The sequence below is a fragment of the Enterobacter sp. DC1 genome (genome assembly GCF_000568075.1).
GTDB classification, from domain to species: domain Bacteria; phylum Pseudomonadota; class Gammaproteobacteria; order Enterobacterales; family Enterobacteriaceae; genus Enterobacter; species Enterobacter asburiae.
On the sequence record NZ_AZUA01000002.1, the window covers coordinates 812,446 to 838,416 of the forward strand.

Sequence of the window (25,971 nt, forward strand, 5' to 3'; positions counted from 1 at the left end):
ATCAGATGATGCGGTTAGTTTTGAGATCGCGCAGGAAGCCGCCCCAGCGACGCTCGTAGAACGGGGTGATGTGCTCGGTGATAAAGTGGCTGATGCCCTTCTCACCGTTCTTCACCTGGCAGATATCAATCGGCTCATCGCCCGGCAGCGTGTCGGTCGCCACGCTTCCCGCCGCCTGAATGATTTCGTCGATATCGCCATCCGCCTCAATACCAATCAGCAGAACCGGATGCTCGTCCGCGCGCTCTTTAATGGAGCAGAGAAACGCGCGTCTAACTGGTTTCAGGGTTTTGAACAGCGTCGTCAGGGAATCAATCATCTGCGCGGGCGGCTCAGCTACTTCAGACAGCAGCAGCGTTTCGCCCCCTTCCAGCACTTCCTGGGTGCTGAGCGGGTTGCCCTCTTCACCTATCAGATGGCTGATTTCACGCGGCGTAAACTCTTTCCCGGTCGGCAGCTTCGCGTTAAGGAACAGCGTCTGGCCCAGCGTCATTTCGAACAGGGTACGCACCGGCATCACCACGAACGCCTGTTCGTCTTCTACCGCTTCCTGCAGGGCTTCCAGCGAGGTGAAGAACGGGATCACCGACGTGCCGTCGTCTTTTTCCCAGTGCAGCAGATCCAGCGCGCTGTCTTCGACAACCTGCTCACCTTCCGCCGCGGTGCCCGGCACCCAGACGGTGGATTCCAGCAGCGTGCGGAAAAATGCCGGACGGTGGGCGGGCTCGGTCGCCGCCTGCTCCAGCAGGGTTTCTAATTCGTTTTTGGTTTCGGACATAGTTTGGCTACTTCACAATTGCCCGGCGGCGCTTCGCTTGCACGGGCCTACGGGTTTTGTAGGCCGGGTAAGCGTAGCGCCACCCGGCAAAAAAGATTACTCAGCCGTCAGCAGGTTCGCCACGGTACGCACGCCCAGACCGGTCGCGCCCGCGGACCACTGCTCAACCGCCGCTTTACGGTAGGTTGCGGAGCAGTCGATGTGCAGCCAGCCTTCGTGGTAGTTCTCAACGAAGTGGGACAGGAAGCCTGCAGCGGTGCTTGCACCCGCCGGGTACGCCGCGCTTGCGGTGTTGTTCAGCTCGGCAAAGTTGGACGGCAGCTGGCTGCGGTGGAACTCGGCCAGCGGCAGACGCCAGAACGGTTCGTTTTCCGCAGCGGCGCTTGCCAGCAGGCGAGCGGCCAGCTTGTCATCGAAGCTAAACAGCGCGTGGTAGTCGTTGCCCAGGGCGGTTTTTGCCGCGCCGGTTAGGGTCGCCATGTCAATAATCAGCTCCGGCTTCTGGGCAGAGGCGTCGATCAGGCCATCGGCCAGCACCAGACGGCCTTCGGCGTCGGTGTTCATCACTTCGACGTTTTTGCCGTTGCGATAGCGAATGATGTCGCCCAGCTTGAAGGCGTTACCGCTGACCATGTTGTCCGCGCAGCACAGATACAGCTTCACGCGCTTGTTCAGACCGCGAGTGATGGCGAACGCCAGCGCGCCGGTGATAGTTGCCGCGCCGCCCATGTCGGACTTCATGGAGTCCATGAACGCGCTCTGCTTCAGGCTGTAGCCGCCGGTATCGAAGGTGATGCCTTTACCCACCAGGCAGGCAAATACTGGCGCCGCTTTATCGCCGGTTGGGTTGTAATCCAGCGCCAGCAGGACCGGAGGACGCTCAGAACCCCGGCCCACGGTGTGGATGCCCATGTAATTCTGCTCGCGCAGGTCTTCACCTTTAGTAATGCGGTAGGACATTTTGTCGCCCGCCACGCCGCACAGCAGGTCAACCGCGCGCTGCGCCAGCTGCTCCGGACCAAGCTCTTCCGCCGGGGCGTTGATGGTATCGCGCACCCAGTCGATAATTTGCAGGCGGCTTTCCAGCTCTTTCTGACCGGCGGCATCGAGGTTTGCCCACTCAATTTTGCGGGTGCCTTTCGGGCCTTTGTAGCCCGCCCAGAATGCCCAGCTCCGGTCGGTATCCCAGCCTTCGCCTTCCAGTGAGACATGCTTAATGCCCAGGCCGTCAATTTTGCGGGCAGCGCGCTGGATCAGGCCCAGATCATCTTTGCCCGTCAGGTGCAGGGTAATGCCGTCGTTGTTGATGCTGTAGGTGGCTTTCTCGCCCCAGCGCGCATCGGCTGGCTGCGTGGAGAGCGTAATCTTCATCGCTTCGGTCATTTTATTTATCCTTATTAGCAAACGGGCCGCCTGAAGGCAGCCCATAGAGTCTCTTTCCACTAAATGATTCGCGTTGCAGGAAGGCGGCGAGCGAGTGAATCCCCGGGAGCAGAGATAACTCTGTGACCGGGGCGAACAAGCGCAGCCAACGCATCGGCAACGTGAAGCATGACGTGGAAATTATTCTGCTTCATCTAACCAGACTAACAGAATCGCCTCCAGAATTTTTTCATTGGATGCGTTTGGATCGTCGTCGAATTCCTCTAAATCGCAGATCCACTGATGCATGTCGGTGAATCGTACGGTCTTCGGATCGAGATCCGGGTTCGCGTCGTAAAGCGCTTCGCCGATTTCACGGCTGTCTGTCCACTTCAGTCCCATATCAATGCTCGCGTGCGTGGTTGATGGTGTAGCGTGGGAATTCCACGACCAGATCTTCATCGGTCACCGTGGCCTGGCAGCTCAGGCGGCTGTCTGGCTCCAGACCCCATGCTTTATCCAGCATGTCGTCTTCGTCTTCGGTGCTCTCGGCGAGAGAGTCGAAACCTTCACGCACGATGCAGTGGCAGGTGGTGCAGGCACAGGATTTTTCACAGGCGTGTTCCACTTCGATACCTGCACGCAGGGCAACATCGAGAATGGTTTCACCGGTCTTCGCTTCCAGAACAGCGCCATCCGGACAGAGGTCCGCATGAGGCAAAATAACAATCTTTGGCATATTAAACCTCGTCCACGGACTGGCCTTTCAGCGCGACGCGGACAGATTTGTCCATGCGGCGAGCAGCAAAGTCCTGGGTTTGTTTATCAACGTTTTTAATGGCTTCTTCTATTGCGTCAGCGTCATTGCCTTCTGCTACTGCGCTTAAGCGCGCGGCAGCGTCGTCAATCACCTGGCGCTCAGCGGCGCTTAACAGCGCGGCATCGGCAGCGAGCGCGCCGTTCAGGCTTTCCAGCACGCGTGCGGCTTCAACTTTTTGTTCAGCCAGCATACGCGCCTTCACATCCTGCTCGGCGTAGCTCATTGAGTCCTGAATCATGGAGGCGATTTCGCCATCGGTCAGGCCGTAGGACGGCTTCACCTGGATGGACGATTCCACGCCGGTGGATTTTTCCATCGCCGTCACGCTCAGCAGACCGTCCGCATCCACCTGGAAGGTGACGCGAATATGCGCCCCGCCCGCAGGCAGCGCCGGGATGCCGCGCAGCGCAAAGCGCGCCAGAGAGCGGCAGTCCTGCACCAGCTCGCGCTCGCCCTGCATTACGTGGATGGACATCGCGGTCTGGCCGTCTTTGAAGGTGGTGAACTCCTGCGCGCGCGCCACCGGAATGGTGGTGTTACGCGGGATCACTTTCTCCACCAGGCCGCCCATGGTTTCTAAACCCAGAGACAGTGGGATGACGTCCAGCAGCAGCATTTCGCTGTCCGGCTTGTTGCCGACCAGAATATCGGCCTGGATTGCGGCGCCCACGGCAACCACTTTGTCCGGGTCGATGGAGGTCAGCGGCGTGCGGCCAAAGAATTCGCCCACGCGCTCGCGCACCAGCGGCACGCGGGTCGAACCGCCCACCATGACCACTTCCAGCACCTCGTTCGCCTCAACGCCCGCATCTTTCAGTGCGCGACGGCAGGCCAGCAGGGTGCGCTTCACCAGCGGGGCAATCAGGTCGCTGAACTGGTCGCGGGTGATCTCACCCTGCCAGCCCGCAACGTTTACGGTAACCGTCTGCGCATCGCTCAGGGCAATTTTAGCGTCGATGGCCGCATCCAGCAGCTCACGCTGCACGCGCGCATCGCTGCGATCGCTGGTGCCTGCCTGCTCGCGAATATAATCTGCCAGCAGATGATCGAAGTCATCGCCGCCGAGCGCGGAATCCCCGCCGGTCGCCAGCACTTCAAATACCCCGCGGCTTAAGCGCAGGATCGAGATATCAAAGGTACCGCCGCCGAGATCGTAAACCGCAATGACCCCTTCCTGACCGGAGTCGAGGCCGTAGGCAATCGCCGCCGCCGTCGGTTCGTTCAGCAGGCGCAGCACGTGCAGGCCCGCCAGACGCGCGGCGTCTTTGGTGCCCTGACGCTGTGCGTCGTCAAAATAGGCCGGAACGGTAATGACTACGCCGTCCAGATCGCCGCCGAGCGTCGCCGTCGCGCGCGCGGCCAGCGCTTTGAGGATGTCGGAGGAAACGCGAATCGGGTTCAGCAGACCGGCCGCGGTTGCGATCATCGGCAGGCCGTTTTCACTGGCCTGCAGCTGATACGGCAGATGCGGATAGCGGGTCTGAATATCGGTCAGCGAGCGGCCCATCATGCGCTTTACGGAGCTGATGGTGTTGGCCGGATCGCGCGCGGCGTTGGCGCGGGCGTCATAGCCGACCGTGTGACCCTGCTGCTGGTAGTGGACTACGGAAGGCAGCAGATGGCGGCCCTGCTCGTCGGCCAGCGTTTCCGCCTGGCCGCTGCGCACGGTCGCCACGAGGGAATTGGTGGTGCCCAGGTCAATACCCACCGCCAGACGACGCTGGTGCGGTGCGGCACTTAAGCCAGGCTCACTAATTTGTAATAAGGCCATAATTGCTTCCGAAATTAAAAATCGAGCAGCTTTTCTTCGAGTTGTTCAGCACTGCTTCGCAGTTTATCGAGAAAACGGAGTTTGCGCACAGTGTCTGCCGCCACGTCCCAGGTCTCGTTGTTCAGTTGCTCCACCATCTGCTGATGGCGGGTATCGAACATGCCCTTCACGCGCGTGATGAAGCTTTCCAGACGCGCTTCGTCTTTGGCCTGTTCAATCTCATCCAGCTCTTCGCGAAGCTCCAGCTGTTCCATCAGAAACGCGGTGTCGCGCACGGTATGCTGTTCGCTCGCCAGATCGAAACCGTGGAGCGAGAGCAGATATTCTGCACGCGCCAGCGGATGGCGCAGGGTCTGCCAGGCCTGGTTGATGGTCGCAGAGTGCGATACCGCAGCCAGTTGCTCTGACTGAGTACCACTGGCGAATTTATCCGGGTGGTACTGACGCTGCAGATCCTGAAAGCGGATCGTCAGCGCCTGGAGATCAATCGGGTATTGAGCGGGTAGTCCGAAGAGAGTGAAGTAATCCATAACAATCTCAGGGGTAGCCTGTTAGAAGAAACCCCACGCGCAGCAGAGCCACGGTGGGGTTATACCTTCTTACTTCGCGCTGCAGATGCGTTGTCTGCGCTCGTTCCCCCCAGTCACTTACTTAGTAAGCTCCTGGGGATGCACTCGCTTGCCGCCTTTCTGCAATACGAATTAATCGGTATAACAGCGGAACGCGGTTAAACGTGGAAGCTTTCGCCGCAACCACACTCGTCTTTGACGTTCGGGTTCGTGAATTTGAACCCTTCGTTCAGGCCTTCTTTAACGAAGTCCAGCTGAGTGCCGTTGAGGAATTGCAGGCTTTTGCCATCGACCACCACCTTCACGCCCTTGTCTTCAAACACGGTGTCGTCAGACGCCGGTTCATCAACAAACTCCAGTACGTAAGCCATACCAGAACAGCCGGAGGTACGTACGCCCAGTCGCAGGCCAAAGCCTTTACCACGGTTCGCCAGAAAAGAGCTTACTCGCGCGGCAGCGCTGTCGCTAAGGGTAATCGACATACTCAAACCTCAATTATTTTGCTTCACGTTTGCTTTTATAGTCCGCAATGGCGGCTTTGATCGCGTCTTCTGCCAGAATTGAACAGTGAATTTTCACCGGTGGCAGTTCGAGTTCTTCAGCAATATCGGTGTTCTTGATTGCCTGTGCTTCGTCCAGAGACTTGCCCTTCACCCATTCGGTGACCAGGGAGCTGGACGCGATAGCAGAACCGCAGCCGTAGGTCTTGAAGCGCGCGTCTTCAATGATACCTTCATTGTTGACTTTAATCTGCAACTTCATCACGTCGCCACACGCCGGTGCGCCAACCATGCCGCTACCGACAGATTCGTCGCTGTTGTCAAAAGAGCCAACGTTGCGCGGGTTCTCGTAATGATCGATGACTTTTTCGCTGTATGCCATGATTGAATTCTCCTTATGTACCGATTAGTGATGTGACCATTCAATGCTATTCAGATCCACGCCCTGCTTGAACATTTCCCACAGTGGAGAAAGGTCGCGCAGACGGCCGATGGAGTTGCGAACCAGCTTGATGGTGTAGTCAATCTCTTCTTCGGTAGTGAAACGACCTAAAGAGAAACGGATAGAGCTGTGTGCCAGCTCGTCGGTCATACCCAGAGCGCGCAGCACGTAGGATGGCTCCAGGCTTGCAGACGTACAGGCAGAACCGGAAGAAACGGCCAGGTCTTTCAGCGCCATGATTAGCGATTCGCCTTCAACATAGTTGAAGCTGACGTTGAGGATGTTCGGTGCGCCCTGCTCGAGATCGCCGTTCAGATACACTTCTTCCATATCCTTCACGCCGTCCCACAGACGGTTACGCAGCGTGCGCAGGCGTGCCATCTCGGTTTCCATCTCTTCTTTTGCAATGCGGTACGCTTCGCCCATGCCCACGATCTGGTGAACAGGCAGCGTGCCGGAACGCATACCGCGCTCGTGACCGCCGCCGTGCATCTGTGCTTCGATGCGGATACGTGGTTTACGACGAACGTACAGCGCGCCGATCCCTTTCGGGCCATAGATTTTGTGGCCGGAGAAGGACATCAGGTCCACTTTCAGCTGGCTCAGGTCGATAGGCAGTTTGCCCACGCTCTGGGTCGCGTCCACGTGATAGATGATACCGCGCGCGCGGCACATTTCGCCGATGGTCGCGATGTCCTGTACCACGCCGATTTCGTTATTGACGTGCATGATGGAAACCAGAATGGTGTCATCACGCATGGCCGCTTCGAGCTCTTTCAGGTCGATGATCCCGTTGCTCTGTGGCGCCAGGTAAGTCACTTCGTACCCTTCACGCTCCAGCTGGCGGCAGGTATCCAGCACGGCTTTGTGTTCGGTTTTGCTGGTGATGATGTGCTTGCCTTTTTTCTGATAAAAGTTGGCTGCACCTTTGATCGCCAGGTTGTCGGATTCGGTCGCACCGGAGGTGAAAACAATCTCACGCGGGTCGGCACCCACCAGGTCGGCAATCTGATTACGGGCGATATCAACCGCCTCTTCAGCATGCCAGCCAAAACGGTGTGAACGGGAAGCTGGGTTACCAAAGTTTCCGTCCAGGGTCAGACACTGCATCATTTTCTCGGCAACACGCGGGTCCACCGGCGTGGTTGCGGAGTAATCGAGATAAATCGGTAATTTCATTGCTCTTTAAACTCCGTACATCGCTTCAATGCAAGGAATCAGGCAACCGGCTGGATGTACGACCGAGTACGCGGGGCGTGACCGCCCCGGCCTGATTCTGAAATCTTTATCGTTTTATTACGCGCGCAGTTTGACGTCGATAGCGTCCTGCGCGCGGGTGCTGCGTTGGGAATCCTGACCGTGCTGACGACCAGAGACATCCAGAACTTCCTGGTTATTGACCAGTTCACCCAGGGTGATGTTGTTCAGGAAGCCGGTGAGACGGTCGCTCAGATCGCGCCACAGCGCGTGGGTCAGGCATTTATCGCCGCCCTGGCAGCCGCCTTTACCCTGGCAACGGGTCGCGTCAACGGATTCGTCAACTGCGCTAATCACTTCACCAACTGCAATACTGCCCGCGTCTTTACCCAGCAGATAACCGCCGCCTGGGCCACGAACGCTGGAAACCAGTCCATTTTTACGCAGTCTGGAGAACAGCTGTTCCAGGTAAGAGAGGGAGATCCCTTGTCGTTCAGAAATATCAGCCAACGGAACCGGGCCCGCTTCGGAGTTGAGCGCAACGTCCAGCATCGCGGTCACGGCATAACGCCCTTTAGATGTCAGTCTCATGTCTTACTTAACCTCAAACTCGCCCCTGCCCGGGGTTTTTTATTGTAAAATGGGGGTATTGCATAGCAGGGCCAAGTCTGACATTCCTGACTAAAATGGTCAACTATTTACTTGACTGTTTTAGTCAGGTATTTAACCTTCCGTGCCGTTTTTTATCGGGTGACGCTTCGCTTACCCGACCTACGGTTTTGTAGGCCGGGAAAGCGAAGCGCCACCCGGCGAACAGACGACACTATTCCTTATTCTTCTGCTCAATCGACGCCAGAATTCCGCGCAGGATGTTCAGCTCCTGGCTTTCCGGGCGCGCGCGGGTAAACATACGGCGCAGCTTGTTCATTACCTGGCCCGGGTGACCTTCACGGATAAAGCCGGTTGAGAGCAGCGTCTGCTCCAGGTGACCGTAGAAGCGCTCAAGATCGTCCACCAGCGGGTAGGCCGTCTCTTCTTTCGGTTCGACCGGTTTCTCCTGCGTCGCCAGCCACGCCATACGCACCTCATAGGCGATAACCTGCACCGCCATCGCCAGGTTCAGCGAGCTGTATTCCGGGTTCGCCGCGATGGCGACGTGATAGTGGCACTTCTGCAGCTCATCGTTGGTCAGGCCAACGCGCTCGCGGCCAAACACCAGCGCAACCGGGGCCTGTTCCGCTTCTGAGACGCTTTTCAGGCCGCATTCGCGCGGATCCAGCATCGGCCACGGCAGCGTGCGTGAACGTGCGCTGGTGCCAACAACGAGGCTGCAGCCGGCCAGCGCTTCGTCAAGGGTATCGACGATCTGGGCGTTGCCGATCACGTCGCTGGCACCGGCCGCCAGGGCGATAGCCTGCGAGTCAGGTTTCACCAGCGGGTTAACCAGCCACAGGTTCGTTAAGCCCATGGTTTTCATAGCGCGGGCAACGGAGCCCATGTTGCCGGTGTGCGATGTTTCGACCAGCACGATTCGAATGTTTTGCAGCATAATTTTTAATGTCTGAATTCAGCGTCTGAAGAATATTCCGGCATATTATCATAAACGGGAGACATAATCCGATCCCACTGCTATACTCTGCGCCGATTTTCCTGTTCTTTAACATCCAGTGAGAGAGACCGATGCATCCGATGCTGACCATCGCCGTGCGCGCAGCGCGCAAGGCGGGTAATGTAATTGCCAAACACTACGAAACGCCAGACTCCGTAGAAACCAGCCAGAAAGGCAGCAATGATTTCGTGACTAACGTCGATAAAGCCGCAGAAGCGATTATTATCGAAACGATCCGCAAATCTTACCCGCAGCACACCATCATCACCGAAGAAAGCGGTGAACATGAAGGTACCGATCAGGATGTTCAATGGGTTATCGATCCACTGGATGGCACCACCAACTTCGTCAAACGCCTGCCACACTTCTCTGTGTCTATCGCAGTACGCATTAAAGGCCGTACTGAAGTCGCCGTTGTTTACGATCCAATGCGTAACGAACTGTTCACCGCTACCCGCGGTCAGGGCGCACAGCTGAACGGCTACCGTCTGCGCTGCAGCAACGCACGCGATCTGGACGGCACCATCCTGGCGACCGGTTTCCCGTTCAAGGCGAAACAGCACGCGACCACCTATATGAATATCCTGGGCAAACTGTTTACCGAATGCGCGGACTTCCGCCGCACCGGTTCTGCTGCGCTGGATCTGGCCTACGTGGCGACCGGCCGCGTTGACGGTTACTTCGAGCTGTCACTGAAGCCGTGGGACTTTGCTGCGGGCGAGCTGATCGCACGTGAAGCAGGCGCCATCGTGTGTGATTTCACCGGCGGCCATAACTATATGTCTACCGGCAACATCGTTGCGGGTAACCCACGCGTTGTTAAAGCCATGCTGGCAAACATGCGTGATGAACTGAGCGATGCGCTGAAGCGTTAATCCAGTTAGTTAAGCCCGGTGGCGCTACGCTTACCGGGCCTACAAAACCCCTCAGTACGTTAGAAAGGTCGTAATCCCCTTCCCACAGGCACCGCGCTCATCCACATCGTCACCGCCGCTACCAGCAGAATCACCCCGCCCGCCAGCGCGAGCGTTGTCCACCCTACCTGCCGCCACAGCACCGGCGTTTTATTGCCGCTCAGTTTGACCGCCAGCTGACGGAAGCTGTGAACCAGCAGCGCTAACGACGAAATGGTGAGAGACGTCCCTGCCGCCATCGTCAGCGCGGAAAGCATGCCCCAGCCAAACACGCCAATCACCTTACTGAACAGCAGCACCATGATTGCCCCCGAACACGGGCGCATACCCATTGAGAGAACAATCATCAGCCGCGCGCGCCAGTCGTCGCCGTTCTGCAACTGTTCCTGCGTGGGCAAATGCTGATGCCCGCAGCCGCAGTTTTCATCATGAACGTGGTGCGGGGTAAAGGTTTTGAATTTTGGTTTTTGCAACAGCACGCGCAGCTTTTTCAGCGCCCGCCAGCAGAGTATCAGCCCCAGCACGCCCACCAGCGCGTAGCTCCCCTTCTCCAGCCAGAAGCTGCTCAGGTGCAGCTGGCGCGCGGGAAGCTGTAACAGCGAAAGCACGACCACGACGAGCGCAATCGCCACGCTGCCCTGAAGCAGGGAGGAGGCCAGCGTCAGGCCGATACTCGATTTGAGCTTCGACGGATGGGTGGCAAGCCAGGTTGTGATGACAATTTTGCCATGCCCCGGCCCCAGCGCGTGCAGAACGCCATAGATAAAGCTGAACGCCAGCAGGGAACCTCCCGCTTTGGTCGGGTTCTCCGCCACCGCCTTCAGCAGACCGCTCATCTGCTGGTTGACCTCACGCTGCCAGACGATGCTTTTCATCATGACCTGCGGCCAGGCCTGCCACAGCCACAGCGCGCCGCAAACGGCGAACAGCGAAAAGAGCGCCAGCGGCCAGAGGTGAAGCCAGCGGCGCGGTTTCCGAACCGGAGAGGAGATCACTGACATTGTAACGTCACCTCCTGCGCGAACTGTTTACCCAACTCCATGTCTTCAGGCGGTGCATCTTCTTTATCAAGCGAGACCGCAAAGTTCAGCGTCTCCTCGCTGGGTTTCGGGGTATGCACGCCAATTTTGCAGTTTTTTTGCAGAGCGTCCGGCAGCCGTACGTCGCTGTCTTTGTCATAGCGCATGTCGACATAGTAGGTAGGATCAAAGGTGGAAAAACGGTACGTTTGCCCCGCCAGCGGCTGCGGATGCGCCAGAGGAAGCACGAACGTCAGCACCGCCTGATGCCCGTCACGCGTCATACCGTATTCCGTTGGCCGGTTAAGAAATTTGACCTTCTGCCCGTTGTGCCAGAATTCCGTGAAGTAATGCTGGCCAAGCACGTTGGCCATCACTTCCGCCGCCAGCTTTTTCCAGATTTCGTCACCGGGCTTCGCGTTTCCCGCATCGTAGAGCAGATCGGCCGAGGTGATTTCATCCATCGTCCAGCGCATCTTCAGGCCGCTCAGCTGCGTGCCGTCGGTGACCAGCTCCGTCTGTAGGTCAATAAAACTGTGAGGGTGTGCGCTGGCGGTGAAGCTGATAGCCGCCAAAAATAACGCCATCGCACTTTGTTTAACTGTTTGCATCAATTCCTCACGTCAAAAATTCTGTGATGTTCCCCAGCAATCCTGAGTGAAAGGCCTGCCGGCGCGCTTTTCAGCGCTCATCCTTTAGCTATTCTTATCAAACATTCACACTGGATACCCGACAGATGATGACGACGCTTGAAATTCCATCTGTGCTTTCCAGTTCGCAGCGCCGCTGCCAGGTGCTCTTGATGCTTTACCTGCCCGATGCTGCCGTCACCGCACAGAGCATAATTGCTGCCAACGGGGTTGACGACGCGATGGCACGGCAAGATATAGCCGAGACGCGCGATGAAATCCAGCGCTATCACCGGCTGGACATCGTCACGCACCACGACGGCAGCTACCGGATTGAAGGCACAGCCCTGAATCAGCGTTTATGCCTGCTGCACTGGCTGCGCCGGGCCCTGCGGCTTTGCCCGCAGTTTGTCTCGCACCAGTTTACCCCCGCATTAAAAACCGCGCTTAAACAACACGGCATTGCGCGGCCGCTTTACGACGATGCGAACCTGCGGGCGCTGATCGGCTTCTGTTCCCGCAAGCTGCAGCGCCAGTTTGAATGCCGCGACGTCCAGTTTTTACAGCTCTACCTGCAATACTGTCTTATTCAGCACCAGCTCGGGAATACGCCGCAGTTTTCTCACGTTCAGCGCAGCTGGACCCAGTCGAGAGGGGAGTATTTTACGGCCCAGGAGATCGTGCGTCACTGGAGACGTCGCGTGCCGCAGGGTGCGCACGGGGATGAACAGCTGTTTCTGGCCCTGCTGTTTATGATGCTCCGCACGCCCGATCCGGTGCTTGATAAACACCAGCAGGATCAGCGCTTGCGTCGGGCCATCGTGCGCATGGTCGCCCGTTTTCGCTCGCAGACCGGGATGAACTTCAGCGATGAGCAAGGGCTGACCGACCAGCTGTATATCCATCTTGCTCAGGCGCTGGACCGCTCGCTGTTTGAGATCGGCATCGACAATAGCCTGCCGGAGGAGATCCATCGTCTCTATCCCCGGCTGTTACGCACCACAAAGGAAGCGCTGTTTGAGCTGGAAGCGGAGTTTGGGCTGCGTTTTTCTGATGAAGAGATGAGCCTTGTCGCGGTGATTTTCGGTGCCTGGCTGATGCAGGAGACCGATCTGCACGAAAAACAGGTGATCCTGCTGACGGGAGACGATAAAGCCTGCGAGGATCTGATTGAACAGCAGCTTCGCGAGCTGACGCTGCTGCCGCTCAACATTCGCTATCTAACGCTGCAGGCTTTCCAGAAAGAGGGGGCACCGCGCGAAGCCGCGCTGGTCATCACCCCCTACCCTACAGTCCTGCCGCTGTTCTCGCCGCCGCTGATCCATGCCGTTGAGACATTGAACGCGCAGCAGCAAGAACATATTCGCGCCATGCTGGAATCATAGCGACGCGCGAGCGGCCACTTTAGGGCGAACAACGATTGCGGGTAAGGCGACCAGCGCCATCACCCAGAAGACGCCATGCCCCAGATGCTGGTAGAGGAACCCCGCAAAGACCGTCATGATCGCGATACTGCCCCCCATTGCAACCGCCGAATAGACGGCCTGCAGGCGAATAACGTCCCCACCCTCGCGCGCAGCGATATAGCGCATCGCCGCCAGATGACACACGGTAAAGGTGCCGCAGTGAAGAATTTGCGCCACGATCAGCCACGGCAGATCGGTCGTCCAGCCCATAATGCTCCAGCGCGCCACGCCGCACACGGCGGAAAGCAGCAGCAGGTCACGCGCGCCAAAGCGACGGAACAGCTTTTTGCTCAGGGCGAAAATAATGACTTCGGCCACTACCCCCAGCGACCACAGATAGCCCACTGCGGAAGCAGAATATCCCGCCCCCTGCCAGTAGATGGCGCTGAAGCCATAGTACGCCGCATGCGCCCCCTGAAGCAGACAGACACACGCCAGAAAACGCCAGCTCTGGGCCACCAGGCTCCGCCAGGCGGGCCAGCCTGCGCTCTCCAGATGGCGGCTTTCCCCTTGCGGCATCACCGACGGACGCAGCAGCATGCCCAGCAGCATCGAGGCAATACCGATACTCAGCAGGGCGAGAATGGCGCGGTAATCGTAAAGGCTGACCAGTTTGCCCACCAGCGCGGAGCCAATCACAAAGGCAATAGAACCCCACAGGCGCACGCGGCCATAGTCCATGGTGATCTGCTTTTGCCAGGTGTTCGCCAGAGCATCCGTCAGCGGTACCAGCGGTGAGAAGAACAGGTTAAATCCGACCATTACCACCATCAGCCAGGCAAACTGGTGGCTGACCCAGAAGCAGGCAACAAAGACCAGCGTCAGCAGAGCAAGAATGCGCACGGCCTTGATCAGTAAGGAGGGATCGCTGACGCGCGGGGCAATCAGCAGGCTGCCGAGGAAACGCGCCACCAGCCCGGCCCCCAGCAGGACACCGATGGTCTCAGGAGTCAGGCCGATACCCTTGAGCCAGACGCTCCAGAATGGCAGAAAAATACCGTAGCTAAAGAAATAGGTGAAATAACTGAGCGCCAGCCAGCGCGTGGAATGCAAGACCATGAATCCCTCCCGAAATCGAGGCCATAGTCTGGCGAGAATATAAAAATTAAGCAAGTAGATAGCCTGCTATAAATTAACGAAAAATTAACATCTTGTGCAGTCGCCTGGCTTATGGCAGGGAATGAAAATATGTATTACGTTTAAATTACTCCACTTGCAGAGGTTTTTCTGCCATGAACTCACTACGTTATTTCGATTTCGGTCAGTCACGTCACCTGCTGCTGCTGATTGGCCGCATCGCGCTTGTCGTGCTGTTTATTATCTTTGGCTATCCAAAACTGACGGGGTTTAGCGGCACCGTGCAATATATGACCTCGCTGGGTGCGCCGATGCCCATGCTGGCGGCCATTATTGCGGTGGTGATGGAAGTGCCTGCTGCTATCCTGATTGTGCTGGGCTTTTTCACCCGACCGCTCGCGGTACTGTTTGTATTCTATACCCTCGGAACGGCGGTGATTGGACACCACTACTGGGATATGACCGGTGATGCGGTCGTGCCGAATATGATTAATTTCTATAAGAACGTCAGTATTGCTGGCGCCTTTATTTTGCTGGCCATTGTTGGTCCGGGGGCTATTTCCCTCGACCGGCGTTAAGCCATAAAAAAAGGCCGCAAGCGCGGCCTTTTTTATTTCTGCAAGCAGAGGAATTATGCGTATACCGGGAAGCGTGCGCAGATATCCAGAACTTTACCTTTGACGCGCTCGATAACCGCTTCGTCATTGATGTTGTCCAGAACGTCACACATCCAGCCAGCCAGCTCTTTCACTTCCGCTTCTTTGAAGCCGCGGCGAGTCACGGCCGGAGAACCGATACGGATACCGGAGGTCACGAACGGGCTCTTCGGATCGTTTGGCACGCTGTTTTTGTTCACGGTGATGTTGGCGCGGCCCAGGGCTGCGTCAGCTTCTTTACCGGTCAGGTTCTTATCAACCAGATCCAGCAAGAACAGGTGGTTTTCAGTCCCGCCGGAAACCACTTTGTAGCCACGGTTCAGGAACACTTCCACCATCGCTTTGGCGTTCTTAGCAACCTGCTGCTGATAAACCTTGAACTCTGGCTCCATCGCTTCTTTCAGCGCAACGGCTTTAGCCGCGATAACGTGCATCAGCGGGCCGCCCTGGGCGCTTGGGAATACAGCGGAGTTCAGTTTTTTGTACAGCTCTTCGTCACCGCCCTTCGCCAGGATCAGGCCACCGCGTGGACCCGCCAGGGTTTTGTGGGTGGTGGTGGTCACAACGTGAGCGTGTGGAACCGGGTTCGGGTAAACGCCAGCGGCAATCAGGCCCGCAACGTGCGCCATGTCGACGAACAGGTAAGCACCGATGCTGTCCGCGATTTCACGCATTTTTGCCCAGTCAACGATACCGGAGTAAGCAGAGAAGCCACCGATGATCATCTTCGGCTTGTGCTCTTTAGCCTGCTTCGCCATGTCTTCGTAGTCAATTTTACCGGACTCATCAATACCGTAAGGGATGATGTTGTAAAGTTTGCCGGAGAAGTTAACCGGGGAGCCGTGAGTCAGGTGGCCGCCCTGCGCCAGGTTCATACCCAGAACGGTATCGCCCGGCTGCAGCAGCGCGGTGTAGACCGCGAAGTTAGCCTGAGAGCCAGAGTGCGGCTGCACGTTCGCGTAGTCAGCGCCAAAGAGTTCTTTCGCACGGTCGATAGCCAGCTGCTCAACGATATCAACGTACTCGCAACCGCCGTAGTAGCGTTTGCCCGGGTAACCTTCAGCATATTTGTTAGTCAGCTGAGAACCCTGCGCCTGCATGACGCGCGGGCTGGTGTAGTTTTCGGAGGCGATCAGTTCGATGTGCTCTTCCTGACGTACTTTTTCCTGCTCCATAGCCTGCCACAGTTCGGCATCATAATCGGCAATGTTCATTTCACGCTTTAACATCCGCATCTCCTGACTCAGCTAACAAGTAAATTTTGGCCTGAAAAGGCAGTCCTGTTGGACGACGGGCAACAGTATAACTGATTAGTTCTGTGATAACAGGTCTTGACAAACGATTTTACGCAAACGTTTTCCTACGCGCCACGCAAGGGTTTGAGGAATAAAGCTCTCGCTCTTTCCAGCGGATTTCTTTTCAGGTTTGTGATGCATATTTTTCATCTTGCAAAGAACCATTTACAAAGCATGGGTATTTTTTATAAGATGCATTTAAAATACATCATTAAAGTCACATCAGAAGGATGCGCTCATGCTCGACGCTCAAACCATCGCTACCGTTAAAGCCACCATTCCCCTGCTGGTGGAAACCGGCCCTAAACTCACCGCCCATTTCTACGATCGCATGTTCACGCACAACCCGGAGCTCAAAGAAATTTTCAACATGAGCAACCAGCGTAACGGCGATCAGCGCGAAGCACTGTTCAACGCCATCGCGGCCTACGCCAGCAATATTGAAAACCTTGCGGCACTGCTGCCCGCTGTGGAAAAAATCGCGCAGAAGCACACCAGCTTCCAGATCCAACCCGAGCAGTACAACATTGTGGGTGGCCACCTGCTGGCAACGCTGGACGAGATGTTCAGCCCGGGTCAGGAGGTGCTGGACGCGTGGGGTAAAGCCTACGGCGTGCTGGCAAACGTGTTTATCAACCGTGAAGCACAGATCTACAGCGAAAACGCCAGCAAGAACGGCGGCTGGGAAGGCACGCGCGCGTTTCGCATCGTCGAGAAAACCCCGCGCAGCGCATTAATTACCAGCTTTGAATTTGAGCCGGTGGACGGACAGCCGGTTGCCGATTACCAGCCAGGCCAGTATCTGGGCGTGTGGCTGAAGCCTGAAGGCTTCCCGCATCAGGAGATCCGCCAGTATTCTCTTACCCGCAAGCCAAACGGCAAAGGCTACCGCATTGCCGTGAAGCGTGAGGACGGCGGTCAGGTCTCCAACTGGCTCCACAACGAAGCTAACGTGGGCGACGTGGTTCATCTGGCCGCGCCGGCGGGCGATTTCTTCATGGCCGTTGAAGCGAATACCCCGGTTACGCTGATCTCTGCGGGCGTCGGCCAAACGCCAATGCTGGCGATGCTTGATACCCTGGCGAAAGCCAACCACGGTGCCCAGGTCAACTGGTTCCACGCTGCGGAAAACGGTGACGTGCACGCCTTTGCGGATGAAGTGAAAACGCTCGGGGCGTCCCTGCCGCGCTTCACCGCGCACACCTGGTATCGCCTGCCGACGGATGCAGACCGCGCAGACGCACGGTTTGACAGCGAAGGTCTGATGAATTTAAGCCAGATGGAAGGGGCGTTTAGCGCGCCGGACATGCAGTTCTACGTCTGCGGGCCGGTGGCGTTTATGCAATATGCCGCGAAGCAGCTGGTGGAGCTTGGTGTGGACAAGGGCAACATTCATTACGAATGCTTCGGGCCGCATAAGGTGCTGTAATGAAAAAGCCCCTCGTTCGAGGGGCTTTTTTTCGCCGGGTGGCGGCTGCGCCTTACCCGGCCTACAAAACCGTTGGCAATGTTAAATCGCGGCGTCGTCTTCTTCGCCGGTACGGATACGGATCACGCGCGCCACGTCAAAGACGAAGATTTTACCGTCGCCGATTTTGCCCGTCTGCGCCGTGCGGATAATGGTATCCACGCAGGTATCGACGATATCGTCGCTGACCACGATTTCAATTTTTACTTTCGGCAGAAAGTCGACCATGTACTCTGCGCCACGGTAAAGCTCGGTGTGGCCCTTCTGACGACCAAAACCTTTCACTTCCGTCACGGTCATCCCGGTGATGCCGACTTCCGCCAGCGCTTCACGCACATCATCCAGTTTGAAAGGTTTAATAATCGCATCAATCTTTTTCATGGTGGGTCCTTAAACTCTTGCCTGTAAGCTGCCTCGTAATCGATTGCTCACAGTACCATACGGCATTACTCTTTAAAATCGTTTGCTTCCAGCTCGTGGCGCGACAGCAGCTTGTAGAACTCGGTGCGGTTGCGTCCGGCCATGCGCGCCGCGTGGGTCACGTTGCCTTTGGTAATCTGCAATAGCTTGCGCAGATAGTTCAGCTCAAACTGATTCCGCGCTTCCGCAAACGTCGGCAGAGCCGTGTTTTCCCCTTCCAGCGCCTGCTCCACCAGCGCATCGCTGATCACCGGTGAGGAGGTCAGCGCCACGCACTGCTCAATCACGTTCACCAGCTGGCGCACGTTGCCCGGCCAGCCTGCGGCCATCAGCCGCTTCATCGCATCGGTGGAAAACGCGCGCACGAACGGTTTATGGCGATCGGCCGCCTGGCGCAAAAGGTGGTTCGCCAGCAGCGGAATGTCTTCCGCCCGTTCCGCCAGCGCCGGGATCTTCAGGTTCACCACGTTCAGGCGGTAGTAGAGATCTTCGCGAAACTCGTTGCGGGCCATCACTTTTGGCAGATCGCGGTGGGTAGCGGAAATAATTCGCACATTAATATCAATGTCGCGGTTGCTGCCCAGCGGGCGAACTTTTCGCTCCTGCAGCACGCGGAGCAGTTTGACCTGCAGCGGCGCGGGCATATCGCCAATTTCGTCCAGGAACAGCGTGCCACCTTCCGCAGCCTGGAACAGCCCTTCCCGGCTGCTCACCGCGCCGGTGAATGCGCCGCGGGCGTGACCAAACAGTTCAGATTCGAGCAGCTGTTCCGGAAGCGCGCCGCAGTTAATGGCGATAAAAGCATTTTTACTGCGCGGGCTGGCGTTATGGATCGCCTGCGCCAGGATCTCTTTCCCGGTTCCGCTCTGGCCGTTGATAAGCACGCTGACGTCGGACTGCGCCACCATCCGGGCCTGTTCAAGCAGACGCAGCATAATGGGACTGCGGGTGACGATGGACTCCCGCCACGCTTCATCCCCCGCCGGGGCGGCATGTTCCAGCGCGCTGTCGATAGCCTTATAGAGCGCGTCTTTGTCCACCGGCTTGGTCAGGAAGCTGAAGACCCCCTGCTGCGTCGCGGCAACCGCATCCGGGATCGACCCGTGCGCCGTCAGGATAATCACGGGCATACCCGGCTGCTGCTTCTGGATCTCCGCGAACAGCTGCAGGCCATCCATTTCGTCCATCCGCAGGTCGCTTATCACCAGATCGATTTTCTCGCGGCTGAGGATCTTCAGTCCTTCCAGCCCGCTTTCAGCGGTGACGACGCTGTAGCCTTCACTCACCAGACGCATCCCCAGCAGCTTTAACAGCCCGGGATCGTCATCCACCAGTAAAAGATGGGCAGGTTTACGGCTCGTCATGCTTCACATCCTCTTGTTTCGGCGTATCGCTGTCCGGTGCCGCGGATGAACTCCCCGGCTGATATTTACGCGACGAGAGCTGCCTTTCGATATCGGTCAGGTTTTCCAGCTTGCGCGTCGTGGTATCCAGCTGCGTGCGTAAATGTTGCTGCTGTTGACGCAGCGTATCAAGCTCGCTGTCGGTTGACTGCTGCAGCTTGCTGTAGCGGGAGCGCTCTTCAGACAGCTGAAGCTGTAATGTCTGGCCATCGCGCCAGAGCTGGTATACCGGGCGTACCTGCACGGGAAGATTGACCACGTACGTGTCCAGTCGGGTCACATTGACTCGGCGTTCAACGGGAGTGATTTTCGCATCTGCGAGTAAAATCCCACGCTTGAAAGCGTCCTGCCAGGTGTCGTCATCCAGCATCGCCGCCTTCGAGCGGGCGTCTACCGGTGCAAGACGCTGGGCGCAATCTATTCCGCGCAGCCAGAACAGCGGGTTGCTTTCAACGTCATGTCCTGACAGGTTCCAGATATCGTCGCAGCGGGTTGAGAGGAAATCTGCCAGCTGGTTATCGGGCCATTTATCTTCCTGTTTATCGCTAATGGCACTTTTTGGAGCATGGGAAACACACCCTGCCAGAAATAAACAGGGCAGGCTCAGGCGAAGCATTTTGCTGGAAAACACCGCGCGTACGGCGCGGAAAAAGACGTGTGACATACTCACCAGACATAGATTCATTTTATTGATTTTTCCGGCTCACGGGCAGTTCGATACGGAAGCAAACATCTGAACGTTCGTCCGCGGCTATGTTTAGCTCACCCTGCATGCGTCGTATGCAGTCCCGGGCGATGCTCAAGCCCAGACCGCTTCCTTTAACCGCGCCTTTCCGCTGATGACTCCCCTGGAAAAAGGGTTCGAAGATCATGGTTTTTTCGTCATCGGGGATCGGGGTGCCGGTGTTTGCGACGTCAATAAACACCCGTGAACCATTCGTATTACTTCGGATATAAATGTTACCGGATTCAGTACCATAGTGCACCGCATTGGAGTAAAGATTATCCAGAACGCTCATCAGCAGCATGGGTTCAGCCAGGCACGCAGGCGCATTCAGCTCGACGCCGGTATGCATCATTTTAGCTCTTGCTGGCAAGCTGTGGGCGGAGATCACCATATCCACCAGCGGCGCAATCTCAACGTTTTCCAGTACAACCGCCCCGTCTGCCAGCTTGCGGTTGTAGTCCAGCAGTTGCTCAATCAGCTTTTGCAGATTGCGGCTGCTGTTATCGAGAATCTCGACAATTTCTTTCTGTTCTGGCGTAAGGGGGCCGGCCACTTCGTCCGCCAGAAGCTCCGTTCCTTCACGCATGCTGGCCAGCGGCGTTTTAAGCTCATGAGAGATATGGCGCAGGAACTGATGGCGCTGTGATTCGAGCCACGCCAGGCGCTCGGACAGCCAGATAATGCGCTGGCCTACGGATCGCAGCTCGCGCGGGCCTTTAAAAGCGACCGTATCCCCAAGCGATTTCCCCTCTCCCAGGCGGTTTATCATACGCTGAATGCCCTTCACCGGGCCGATGATCATGCGGGTAAAGAGCAGTACCAGCCCCAGGCTCACCAGGAACAGCACCAGCGCCTGCCAGCCGAAGAACTGGCCGCGCTCGGCAATCTCCTGCTGGAGCTGCTGGCCGCGAGAAAAAATCACCGCGCGCGTTGACTGCACCATCTCGGTGTTGGCGCTGGCAAAAGCTTCAAGACGCGCGGCGGCGGCGGCATCCGGACCGCTGTTGCTGCACTGCAGCTGCGCGAGATCGTTCAAATCCTGACGTAACGCCTGATAGAGCTTGTCGTCAGGCAAAACCCCCGCGTGAGCGTCCAGCATTTCGCTGTAGCGTTTACGCTGGCTCTGGTAAACCTTTTCCAGCGTCCGATCGTCAAGCACGCAATACTGACGATAGCTGCGCTCCATCTCCAGCGCGGCGTTGGTCATCGCTTCACTTCGTCTGGCGTCGATGAGCGTCGTGCGGTTGGTCAAAGCCGCCTGCGCGCTCAGCGCGTTCAGGCTTTGCCACGCCTGCCAGGCAAGGATCAGCAGCGGCAGCAGGATCAGCAGGAAGGCCATCATGACGAGCTGCCGCAGGGAGCGGGGGAAAACGGGCCAGCGTTTCAACGCATTACTCTCTTAATGGGGATTTACGCAGAGCGTAACTGAGTCTGCCCTTCAGATACAACAAAGCCGGGTAAAAACCCGGCTTTGTCATGGAATGAGGCGGTGCCTAACTCGACGTTTCGCCCTGGCCTGATAAAGCATCGCTATGATCAGTAGTTGGACGGCAGGCACCTTTTTGTGCGTCATTCGAAGTTTATGTAGCGCTTCCCGAAGGGGCTGACATAAGAAGGTGAATGAGCCACTGGTTAATATTATGCAACACCCGTGCCATAATGCAAAACAAAATATTAACAGTTTGAAATATATGGGTTTTACTCGTTTAGCCTGTTAATTATCGATTGAATGATTTCCAGGCTAAGTGTCGCTATTAAGCAACACCTTAACGGGAACCTTTACTGCCGTATATAAATCAATGAGTTAAGTGTCTCCATTTAGAGACAGTCGCATACCCTCTTTGTCGCAGTTTTGCGACACGCATAAAAAAGCCCGGTGGCGCTTACGCTTACCGGGCCTACAAGGGTTAGGGTGCTAAAACTTAACCCAGCTGCTTACGCGCGTTGCGGAAGATACGCATCCACGGGCTGTCCTCGCCCCAGTTTTCCGGGTGCCAGGAGTTGCTCACTGTACGGAACACGCGCTCCGGGTGCGGCATCATGATGGTCGCGCGACCGCTTTCGCTGGTCACCGCCGTAATACCGTTTGCGGAGCCGTTCGGGTTCGCCGGGTAGGTTTCTGTCACCTTGCCAAAGTTATCGACAAAGCGCAGCGCCACCAGGCCTTTGCTCTCCAGCTGAGCCAGATGCGCAGCGTCGCGCACTTCTACCTGACCTTCACCGTGGGAAACGGCAATTGGCATCTGAGAACCGACCATCCCCTGCAGTAGCAGAGACGGGCTTTGGGTCACTTCCACCAGGCTGAAGCGCGCCTCGAAGCGGTCAGACTGGTTGCGCACAAAGCGCGGCCAGGCTTCGCTGCCCGGGATCAGTTCGCGCAGGTTAGACATCATCTGGCAGCCGTTACACACGCCCAGCGCCAGGGTCTGTGGACGGTGGAAGAAGGTTTCGAACTCGTCGCGCACGCGGCTGTTGAACAGGATGGACTTCGCCCAGCCTTCGCCAGCGCCCAGCACGTCGCCGTAGGAGAAGCCGCCGCACGCCACCAGCGCCTGGAAATCTTCCAGACCGGTACGTCCGGCCAGCAGGTCGCTCATGTGGACGTCGATAGCGTCAAAGCCCGCGCGGTGGAAGGCAGCCGCCATCTCGACGTGGGAGTTAACGCCCTGCTCGCGCAGCACGGCCACTTTTGGACGCGCGCCGGTCGCAATGTACGGCGCAGCGATGTCTTCGTTAATGTCGAAGGAGAGCTTCACGTTCAGGCCTGGATCCTGGTCATTCGCTTTCGCGTTATGCTCCTGATCGGCACATTCCGGGTTATCACGCAGGCGCTGCATCTGCCAGGTGGTTTCCGCCCACCACATGCGCAGCGTGGTGCGGCTTTCGCTGAACACCGCGTGACCGTCTGCTTCAATGACGAAGCGGTCGCCCTGAACGGCTTTGCCCAGATAGTGCACGCAGTCTGCCAGACCGTGCTTCGCCAGAATCGCTTCAACCGCGTCGCGATCCGCCGCGCGCACCTGAATCACGGCGCCCAGCTCTTCGTTGAACAGCGCCGCCAGACGGTCTTCGCCCAGCGTCGCAATGTTCGCTTCCACGCCGCAGTGGCCGGTGAAGGCCATCTCTGCCAGGGTCACCAGCAGGCCGCCGTCGGAACGGTCGTGGTAGGCCAGCAGCTTACGCTGCGCCACCAGCGCCTGAATCGCGTCGTAGAAGCCTTTCAGCTGGGCCACGTCACGCACGTCGGCTGGCTTATCGCCGAGCTGGCGGTAAACCTGCGCCAGCGCGGTAGCACCCAGCGCGTTGTGACCTTTACCCAGGTCAATCAGCAGCAGGGCGTTGTCTTCGGTCGCAAGCTGCGGCGTAACGGTGTGACGCACATCTTCCACGCGGGCAAACGCGGTGATCACCAGCGACAGCGGAGAGGTCATCTCGCGCTGCTCGTTGCCTTCCTGCCAGCGGGTTTTCATCGACATGGAGTCTTTGCCCACCGGAATGGTCAAGCCGAGGGCAGGACACAGCTCCTCGCCCACCGCTTTCACAGCTTCATACAGGCCAGCATCTTCGCCAGGGTGGCCGGCTGCGGCCATCCAGTTTGCGGAGAGCTTAATGCGTTTGATATCGCCAATCTGCGTCGCGGCGATGTTGGTCAGCGCTTCACCGACCGCCAGACGGGCAGAGGCCGCGAAGTCCAGCAGCGCCACCGGGGTGCGTTCGCCGAGAGCCATCGCTTCGCCGTAGTAGCTGTCGAGGCTCGCGGTGGTCACGGCGCAGTTAGCGACCGGGATCTGCCACGGGCCGACCATCTGGTCGCGCGATACCATACCGGTCACGGTGCGGTCGCCGATGGTCACGAGGAAGGTTTTCTCTGCCACAGCAGGCAGGTGCAGCACGCGATTGACCGCTTCTGCCACGGTAATGCCCTGGCGATCCAGCGCTTTGCCCGCCGCTTTACGGGTGGTAACGTCGCGGGTCATCTTCGGCGTTTTACCGAGCAGAACGTCGAGCGGCAGATCGATCGGCTGGTTGTCAAAGTGGGTGTCGCTTAAGGAAAGGTGCTGCTCTTCGGTCGCTTCACCGATGACGGCATACGGCGCGCGCTCGCGGCGGCACAGCTCGTCAAACAGCGGCAGCTGATCCGCAGCAACCGCCAGCACGTAGCGCTCCTGGGATTCGTTACACCAGATTTCCAGCGGGCTCATGCCCGGCTCATCGCTCAGGATATCGCGCAGGTTGAAACGCCCGCCGCGACCGCCGTCGCTTACCAGCTCCGGCATGGCGTTGGACAAACCGCCCGCACCCACGTCGTGAATGAAGAGGATCGGGTTAGCGTCGCCCAGCTGCCAGCAGCGGTCGATCACTTCCTGGCAGCGTCGCTCCATCTCAGGGTTGTCGCGCTGCACGGAGGCGAAGTCGAGATCCGCGTCAGACTGGCCGGAGGCCATAGAAGAGGCCGCCCCGCCGCCCAGGCCGATGTTCATCGCCGGGCCGCCGAGCACGATCAGCTTCGCGCCGACGACGATCTCGCCTTTCTGCACGTGATCGGCACGGATGTTGCCGATCCCGCCCGCCAGCATGATCGGCTTGTGGTAGCCGCGCAGCTCTTCGCCGTTGTGGCTGTCCACTTTCTCTTCATAGGTACGGAAGTAACCGTTCAGCGCCGGACGACCAAATTCGTTGTTAAACGCTGCGCCGCCCAGCGGGCCTTCGGTCATGATATCCAGGGCGGTCACGATGCGCTCTGGCTTGCCGAAATCCTCTTCCCACGGCTGTTCAAAGCCCGGGATACGCAGGTTGGAGACGGAGAATCCGACCAGACCCGCTTTAGGTTTAGCGCCACGACCGGTCGCGCCTTCGTCACGGATTTCACCGCCGGAGCCGGTCGCCGCACCCGGCCACGGGGAGATCGCCGTCGGGTGGTTGTGGGTTTCCACTTTCATCAGGATATGCGCGGGCTCCTGATGGAAGTCATAGCGCCCTGCTTCGCGATCGGCGAAGAAGCGGCCCACCTCGGAACCTTCCATTACCGCGGCGTTGTCCTTATAGGCAGACAGCACGTGGTCAGGAGTTTGCTCCATGGTGTTTTTGATCATTTTGAACAGCGACTTCGGCTGCTGTTCGCCGTCAATAATCCAGTCGGCGTTGAAAATCTTGTGGCGGCAGTGCTCAGAGTTAGCCTGCGCGAACATGTAGAGTTCGATGTCGTTCGGGTTACGGTTGAGCTTAACAAACGCATCCTGCAGGTAGTCGATTTCGTCTTCTGCCAGCGCCAGGCCGAGACGCAGGTTGGCGTCAATCAGCGCCTGACGGCCCTGCCCCAGCAGGTCTACACTCTGTACCGGCGCAGGCTGATGGTGAGAGAAAAGCTTCTGCGCGTCATCGAGAGAGGCAAATACGCTCTCCATCATGCGATCGTGCAGTTCAGCCGCAACCGCGTGCCACTGCGCGTCGCTCAGGGTAGAGGCTTCCACGTAGTACGCCACGCCGCGTTCCAGACGGTTAATCTGGTTCAGGCCACAGTTGTGGGCGATGTCGGTGGCTTTGGAAGACCAGGGGGAGATGGTGCCCGGACGAGGCGTCGCAAGGATCAGTTTGCCGGTTGGCGTATGGCTGCTCAGGCTTGGGCCATACTTGAGCAGGCGTTCCAGCTGTACGCGCTCCTCTGCATTCAGGGGGGCATTCAGGTCAGCAAAATGGACATACTCAGCGTAAATATTGCTTACCGGAAGGTCGGCCGCCTGAAAACGTGCCAGCAGTTTAGTGATACGGAAGGCAGACAGTGCAGGCGAACCACGCAGAATTTCCATCATAAGTCTCTCGTCTTCGAAGCGCCGGGGCGCTTACAGTGT

Annotated in this window: 24 protein-coding genes; 4 read left to right on the plus strand and 20 right to left on the minus strand. The window is 57.7% G+C overall.

Going from position 1 to position 25,971, the window contains the following annotated elements:
- Window position 1: 1 nt before the first annotated feature.
- The 11 genes from sseB to trmJ form a co-directional block, all read right to left on the minus strand.
- Entirely contained in the window at window positions 2-778 is a 777-nt protein-coding gene (gene sseB / locus P346_RS12010; RefSeq protein ID WP_029741156.1) for an enhanced serine sensitivity protein SseB, read from the minus strand.
- Window positions 779-874: 96 nt separating this feature from the next.
- On the minus strand, window positions 875-2,161 hold the full coding sequence (gene pepB / locus P346_RS12005) for an aminopeptidase PepB (protein ID WP_032659444.1): 1,287 nt from the start codon (window positions 2,159-2,161) through the stop codon (window positions 875-877).
- 180 nt (window positions 2,162-2,341) lie between these two features.
- A complete protein-coding gene (gene iscX, locus P346_RS12000) occupies window positions 2,342-2,542 on the minus strand; it encodes a Fe-S cluster assembly protein IscX (RefSeq protein ID WP_032613119.1) in 201 nt (66 codons plus the stop codon).
- A gap of 1 nt (window position 2,543) precedes the next feature.
- Window positions 2,544-2,879 carry an ISC system 2Fe-2S type ferredoxin gene (fdx, locus tag P346_RS11995; protein WP_032659448.1) on the minus strand — a complete coding sequence of 112 codons (336 nt, stop codon included), beginning with the start codon at window positions 2,877-2,879 and terminating at the stop codon, window positions 2,544-2,546.
- A 1-nt stretch (window position 2,880) separates the two neighbouring features.
- Complete coding sequence (gene hscA / locus P346_RS11990; protein ID WP_032659451.1) at window positions 2,881-4,731, minus strand: Fe-S protein assembly chaperone HscA; 1,851 nt, start codon at window positions 4,729-4,731, stop codon at window positions 2,881-2,883.
- Window positions 4,732-4,745: 14 nt separating this feature from the next.
- The gene (hscB, locus tag P346_RS11985) at window positions 4,746-5,261 is read right to left on the minus strand and encodes a co-chaperone HscB (protein ID WP_023333039.1); all 516 of its coding nucleotides are present in this window, start codon (window positions 5,259-5,261) and stop codon (window positions 4,746-4,748) included.
- A gap of 197 nt (window positions 5,262-5,458) precedes the next feature.
- Entirely contained in the window at window positions 5,459-5,782 is a 324-nt protein-coding gene (gene iscA / locus P346_RS11980) for an iron-sulfur cluster assembly protein IscA (RefSeq protein ID WP_003860659.1), read from the minus strand.
- A gap of 13 nt (window positions 5,783-5,795) precedes the next feature.
- Entirely contained in the window at window positions 5,796-6,182 is a 387-nt protein-coding gene (gene iscU, locus P346_RS11975) for a Fe-S cluster assembly scaffold IscU (protein ID WP_003860661.1), read from the minus strand.
- 24 nt (window positions 6,183-6,206) lie between these two features.
- Entirely contained in the window at window positions 6,207-7,421 is a 1,215-nt protein-coding gene (gene iscS, locus P346_RS11970; RefSeq protein ID WP_008502157.1) for a cysteine desulfurase, read from the minus strand.
- Between the two features lie 117 nt (window positions 7,422-7,538).
- Window positions 7,539-8,030, minus strand: coding sequence for a Fe-S cluster assembly transcriptional regulator IscR (gene iscR, locus P346_RS11965; protein ID WP_023308826.1), 492 nt, complete (start codon window positions 8,028-8,030; stop codon window positions 7,539-7,541).
- A gap of 232 nt (window positions 8,031-8,262) precedes the next feature.
- Window positions 8,263-8,988 carry a tRNA (cytosine(32)/uridine(32)-2'-O)-methyltransferase TrmJ gene (gene trmJ, locus P346_RS11960; RefSeq protein WP_023333041.1) on the minus strand — a complete coding sequence of 242 codons (726 nt, stop codon included), beginning with the start codon at window positions 8,986-8,988 and terminating at the stop codon, window positions 8,263-8,265.
- A gap of 131 nt (window positions 8,989-9,119) precedes the next feature.
- Here trmJ and suhB point away from each other — a divergent pair, with 131 nt between their 5' ends.
- Window positions 9,120-9,923 carry an inositol-1-monophosphatase gene (gene suhB / locus P346_RS11955; protein WP_003860668.1) on the plus strand — a complete coding sequence of 268 codons (804 nt, stop codon included), beginning with the start codon at window positions 9,120-9,122 and terminating at the stop codon, window positions 9,921-9,923.
- A 59-nt stretch (window positions 9,924-9,982) separates the two neighbouring features.
- Here the strand turns inward: suhB and P346_RS11950 are convergent, their stop codons facing one another.
- Window positions 9,983-10,963 carry a nickel/cobalt transporter gene (locus P346_RS11950; RefSeq protein ID WP_032659454.1) on the minus strand — a complete coding sequence of 327 codons (981 nt, stop codon included), beginning with the start codon at window positions 10,961-10,963 and terminating at the stop codon, window positions 9,983-9,985.
- Complete coding sequence (locus P346_RS11945) at window positions 10,954-11,592, minus strand: DUF1007 family protein (protein WP_032659456.1); 639 nt, start codon at window positions 11,590-11,592, stop codon at window positions 10,954-10,956. The genes P346_RS11950 and P346_RS11945 overlap by 10 nt, the downstream gene beginning before the upstream one ends.
- Window positions 11,593-11,717: 125 nt before the next feature.
- Here P346_RS11945 and csiE point away from each other — a divergent pair, with 125 nt between their 5' ends.
- A complete protein-coding gene (gene csiE, locus P346_RS11940; RefSeq protein WP_032659460.1) occupies window positions 11,718-12,995 on the plus strand; it encodes a stationary phase inducible protein CsiE in 1,278 nt (425 codons plus the stop codon).
- Here csiE and P346_RS11935 read toward each other — a convergent pair.
- Entirely contained in the window at window positions 12,990-14,135 is a 1,146-nt protein-coding gene (locus P346_RS11935; RefSeq protein ID WP_032659461.1) for a 3-phenylpropionate MFS transporter, read from the minus strand. The genes csiE and P346_RS11935 overlap by 6 nt on opposite strands.
- Before the next feature lie 173 nt (window positions 14,136-14,308).
- Here P346_RS11935 and P346_RS11930 point away from each other — a divergent pair, with 173 nt between their 5' ends.
- The gene (locus P346_RS11930; RefSeq protein ID WP_032659464.1) at window positions 14,309-14,731 is read left to right on the plus strand and encodes a DoxX family protein; all 423 of its coding nucleotides are present in this window, start codon (window positions 14,309-14,311) and stop codon (window positions 14,729-14,731) included.
- Window positions 14,732-14,784: 53 nt separating this feature from the next.
- Here P346_RS11930 and glyA read toward each other — a convergent pair whose 3' ends face one another.
- Window positions 14,785-16,038 carry a serine hydroxymethyltransferase gene (glyA, locus tag P346_RS11925; protein ID WP_008502165.1) on the minus strand — a complete coding sequence of 418 codons (1,254 nt, stop codon included), beginning with the start codon at window positions 16,036-16,038 and terminating at the stop codon, window positions 14,785-14,787.
- A 304-nt stretch (window positions 16,039-16,342) separates the two neighbouring features.
- On the opposite strand from glyA, the gene hmpA reads away from it, so the two are divergent.
- A complete protein-coding gene (hmpA, locus tag P346_RS11920; protein ID WP_032659466.1) occupies window positions 16,343-17,533 on the plus strand; it encodes an NO-inducible flavohemoprotein in 1,191 nt (396 codons plus the stop codon).
- Between the two features lie 81 nt (window positions 17,534-17,614).
- Here the strand turns inward: hmpA and glnB are convergent, their stop codons facing one another.
- The 5 genes from glnB to purL form a co-directional block, all read right to left on the minus strand.
- A complete protein-coding gene (gene glnB, locus P346_RS11915) occupies window positions 17,615-17,953 on the minus strand; it encodes a nitrogen regulatory protein P-II (protein WP_003860685.1) in 339 nt (112 codons plus the stop codon).
- A 65-nt stretch (window positions 17,954-18,018) separates the two neighbouring features.
- Complete coding sequence (glrR, locus tag P346_RS11910) at window positions 18,019-19,356, minus strand: two-component system response regulator GlrR (RefSeq protein WP_023308835.1); 1,338 nt, start codon at window positions 19,354-19,356, stop codon at window positions 18,019-18,021.
- Window positions 19,343-20,080: a two-component system QseEF-associated lipoprotein QseG gene (qseG, locus tag P346_RS11905; protein WP_032659469.1), complete on the minus strand. Its 738-nt coding sequence runs from the start codon at window positions 20,078-20,080 to the stop codon at window positions 19,343-19,345. Before qseG ends, glrR begins: the two co-directional genes overlap by 14 nt.
- 1 nt (window position 20,081) lies before the next feature.
- A complete protein-coding gene (gene qseE, locus P346_RS11900) occupies window positions 20,082-21,509 on the minus strand; it encodes a two component system sensor histidine kinase QseE/GlrK (protein ID WP_032659471.1) in 1,428 nt (475 codons plus the stop codon).
- A gap of 535 nt (window positions 21,510-22,044) precedes the next feature.
- Entirely contained in the window at window positions 22,045-25,932 is a 3,888-nt protein-coding gene (purL, locus tag P346_RS11895; RefSeq protein WP_032659474.1) for a phosphoribosylformylglycinamidine synthase, read from the minus strand.
- Between the last annotated feature and the right edge of the window lie 39 nt (window positions 25,933-25,971).

Excerpts from the sequence above, each read along its gene's own strand:
- sseB (WP_029741156.1), bottom strand. The coding sequence starts at position 778 with ATGTCCGAAACCAAAAACGAATTAGAAACCCTGCTGGAGCAGGCGGCG.
- pepB (WP_032659444.1), bottom strand. The coding sequence starts at position 2,161 with ATGACCGAAGCGATGAAGATTACGCTCTCCACGCAGCCAGCCGATGCG.
- iscX (WP_032613119.1), bottom strand. The coding sequence starts at position 2,542 with ATGGGACTGAAGTGGACAGACAGCCGTGAAATCGGCGAAGCGCTTTAC.
- fdx (WP_032659448.1), bottom strand. The coding sequence starts at position 2,879 with ATGCCAAAGATTGTTATTTTGCCTCATGCGGACCTCTGTCCGGATGGC.
- hscA (WP_032659451.1), bottom strand. The coding sequence starts at position 4,731 with ATGGCCTTATTACAAATTAGTGAGCCTGGCTTAAGTGCCGCACCGCAC.
- hscB (WP_023333039.1), bottom strand. The coding sequence starts at position 5,261 with ATGGATTACTTCACTCTCTTCGGACTACCCGCTCAATACCCGATTGAT.
- iscA (WP_003860659.1), bottom strand. The coding sequence starts at position 5,782 with ATGTCGATTACCCTTAGCGACAGCGCTGCCGCGCGAGTAAGCTCTTTT.
- iscU (WP_003860661.1), bottom strand. The coding sequence starts at position 6,182 with ATGGCATACAGCGAAAAAGTCATCGATCATTACGAGAACCCGCGCAAC.
- iscS (WP_008502157.1), bottom strand. The coding sequence starts at position 7,421 with ATGAAATTACCGATTTATCTCGATTACTCCGCAACCACGCCGGTGGAC.
- iscR (WP_023308826.1), bottom strand. The coding sequence starts at position 8,030 with ATGAGACTGACATCTAAAGGGCGTTATGCCGTGACCGCGATGCTGGAC.
- trmJ (WP_023333041.1), bottom strand. The coding sequence starts at position 8,988 with ATGCTGCAAAACATTCGAATCGTGCTGGTCGAAACATCGCACACCGGC.
- suhB (WP_003860668.1), top strand. The coding sequence starts at position 9,120 with ATGCATCCGATGCTGACCATCGCCGTGCGCGCAGCGCGCAAGGCGGGT.
- P346_RS11950 (WP_032659454.1), bottom strand. The coding sequence starts at position 10,963 with ATGTCAGTGATCTCCTCTCCGGTTCGGAAACCGCGCCGCTGGCTTCAC.
- P346_RS11945 (WP_032659456.1), bottom strand. The coding sequence starts at position 11,592 with ATGCAAACAGTTAAACAAAGTGCGATGGCGTTATTTTTGGCGGCTATC.
- csiE (WP_032659460.1), top strand. The coding sequence starts at position 11,718 with ATGATGACGACGCTTGAAATTCCATCTGTGCTTTCCAGTTCGCAGCGC.
- P346_RS11935 (WP_032659461.1), bottom strand. The coding sequence starts at position 14,135 with ATGGTCTTGCATTCCACGCGCTGGCTGGCGCTCAGTTATTTCACCTAT.
- P346_RS11930 (WP_032659464.1), top strand. The coding sequence starts at position 14,309 with ATGAACTCACTACGTTATTTCGATTTCGGTCAGTCACGTCACCTGCTG.
- glyA (WP_008502165.1), bottom strand. The coding sequence starts at position 16,038 with ATGTTAAAGCGTGAAATGAACATTGCCGATTATGATGCCGAACTGTGG.
- hmpA (WP_032659466.1), top strand. The coding sequence starts at position 16,343 with ATGCTCGACGCTCAAACCATCGCTACCGTTAAAGCCACCATTCCCCTG.
- glnB (WP_003860685.1), bottom strand. The coding sequence starts at position 17,953 with ATGAAAAAGATTGATGCGATTATTAAACCTTTCAAACTGGATGATGTG.
- glrR (WP_023308835.1), bottom strand. The coding sequence starts at position 19,356 with ATGACGAGCCGTAAACCTGCCCATCTTTTACTGGTGGATGACGATCCC.
- qseG (WP_032659469.1), bottom strand. The coding sequence starts at position 20,080 with ATGAATCTATGTCTGGTGAGTATGTCACACGTCTTTTTCCGCGCCGTA.
- purL (WP_032659474.1), bottom strand. The coding sequence starts at position 25,932 with ATGATGGAAATTCTGCGTGGTTCGCCTGCACTGTCTGCCTTCCGTATC.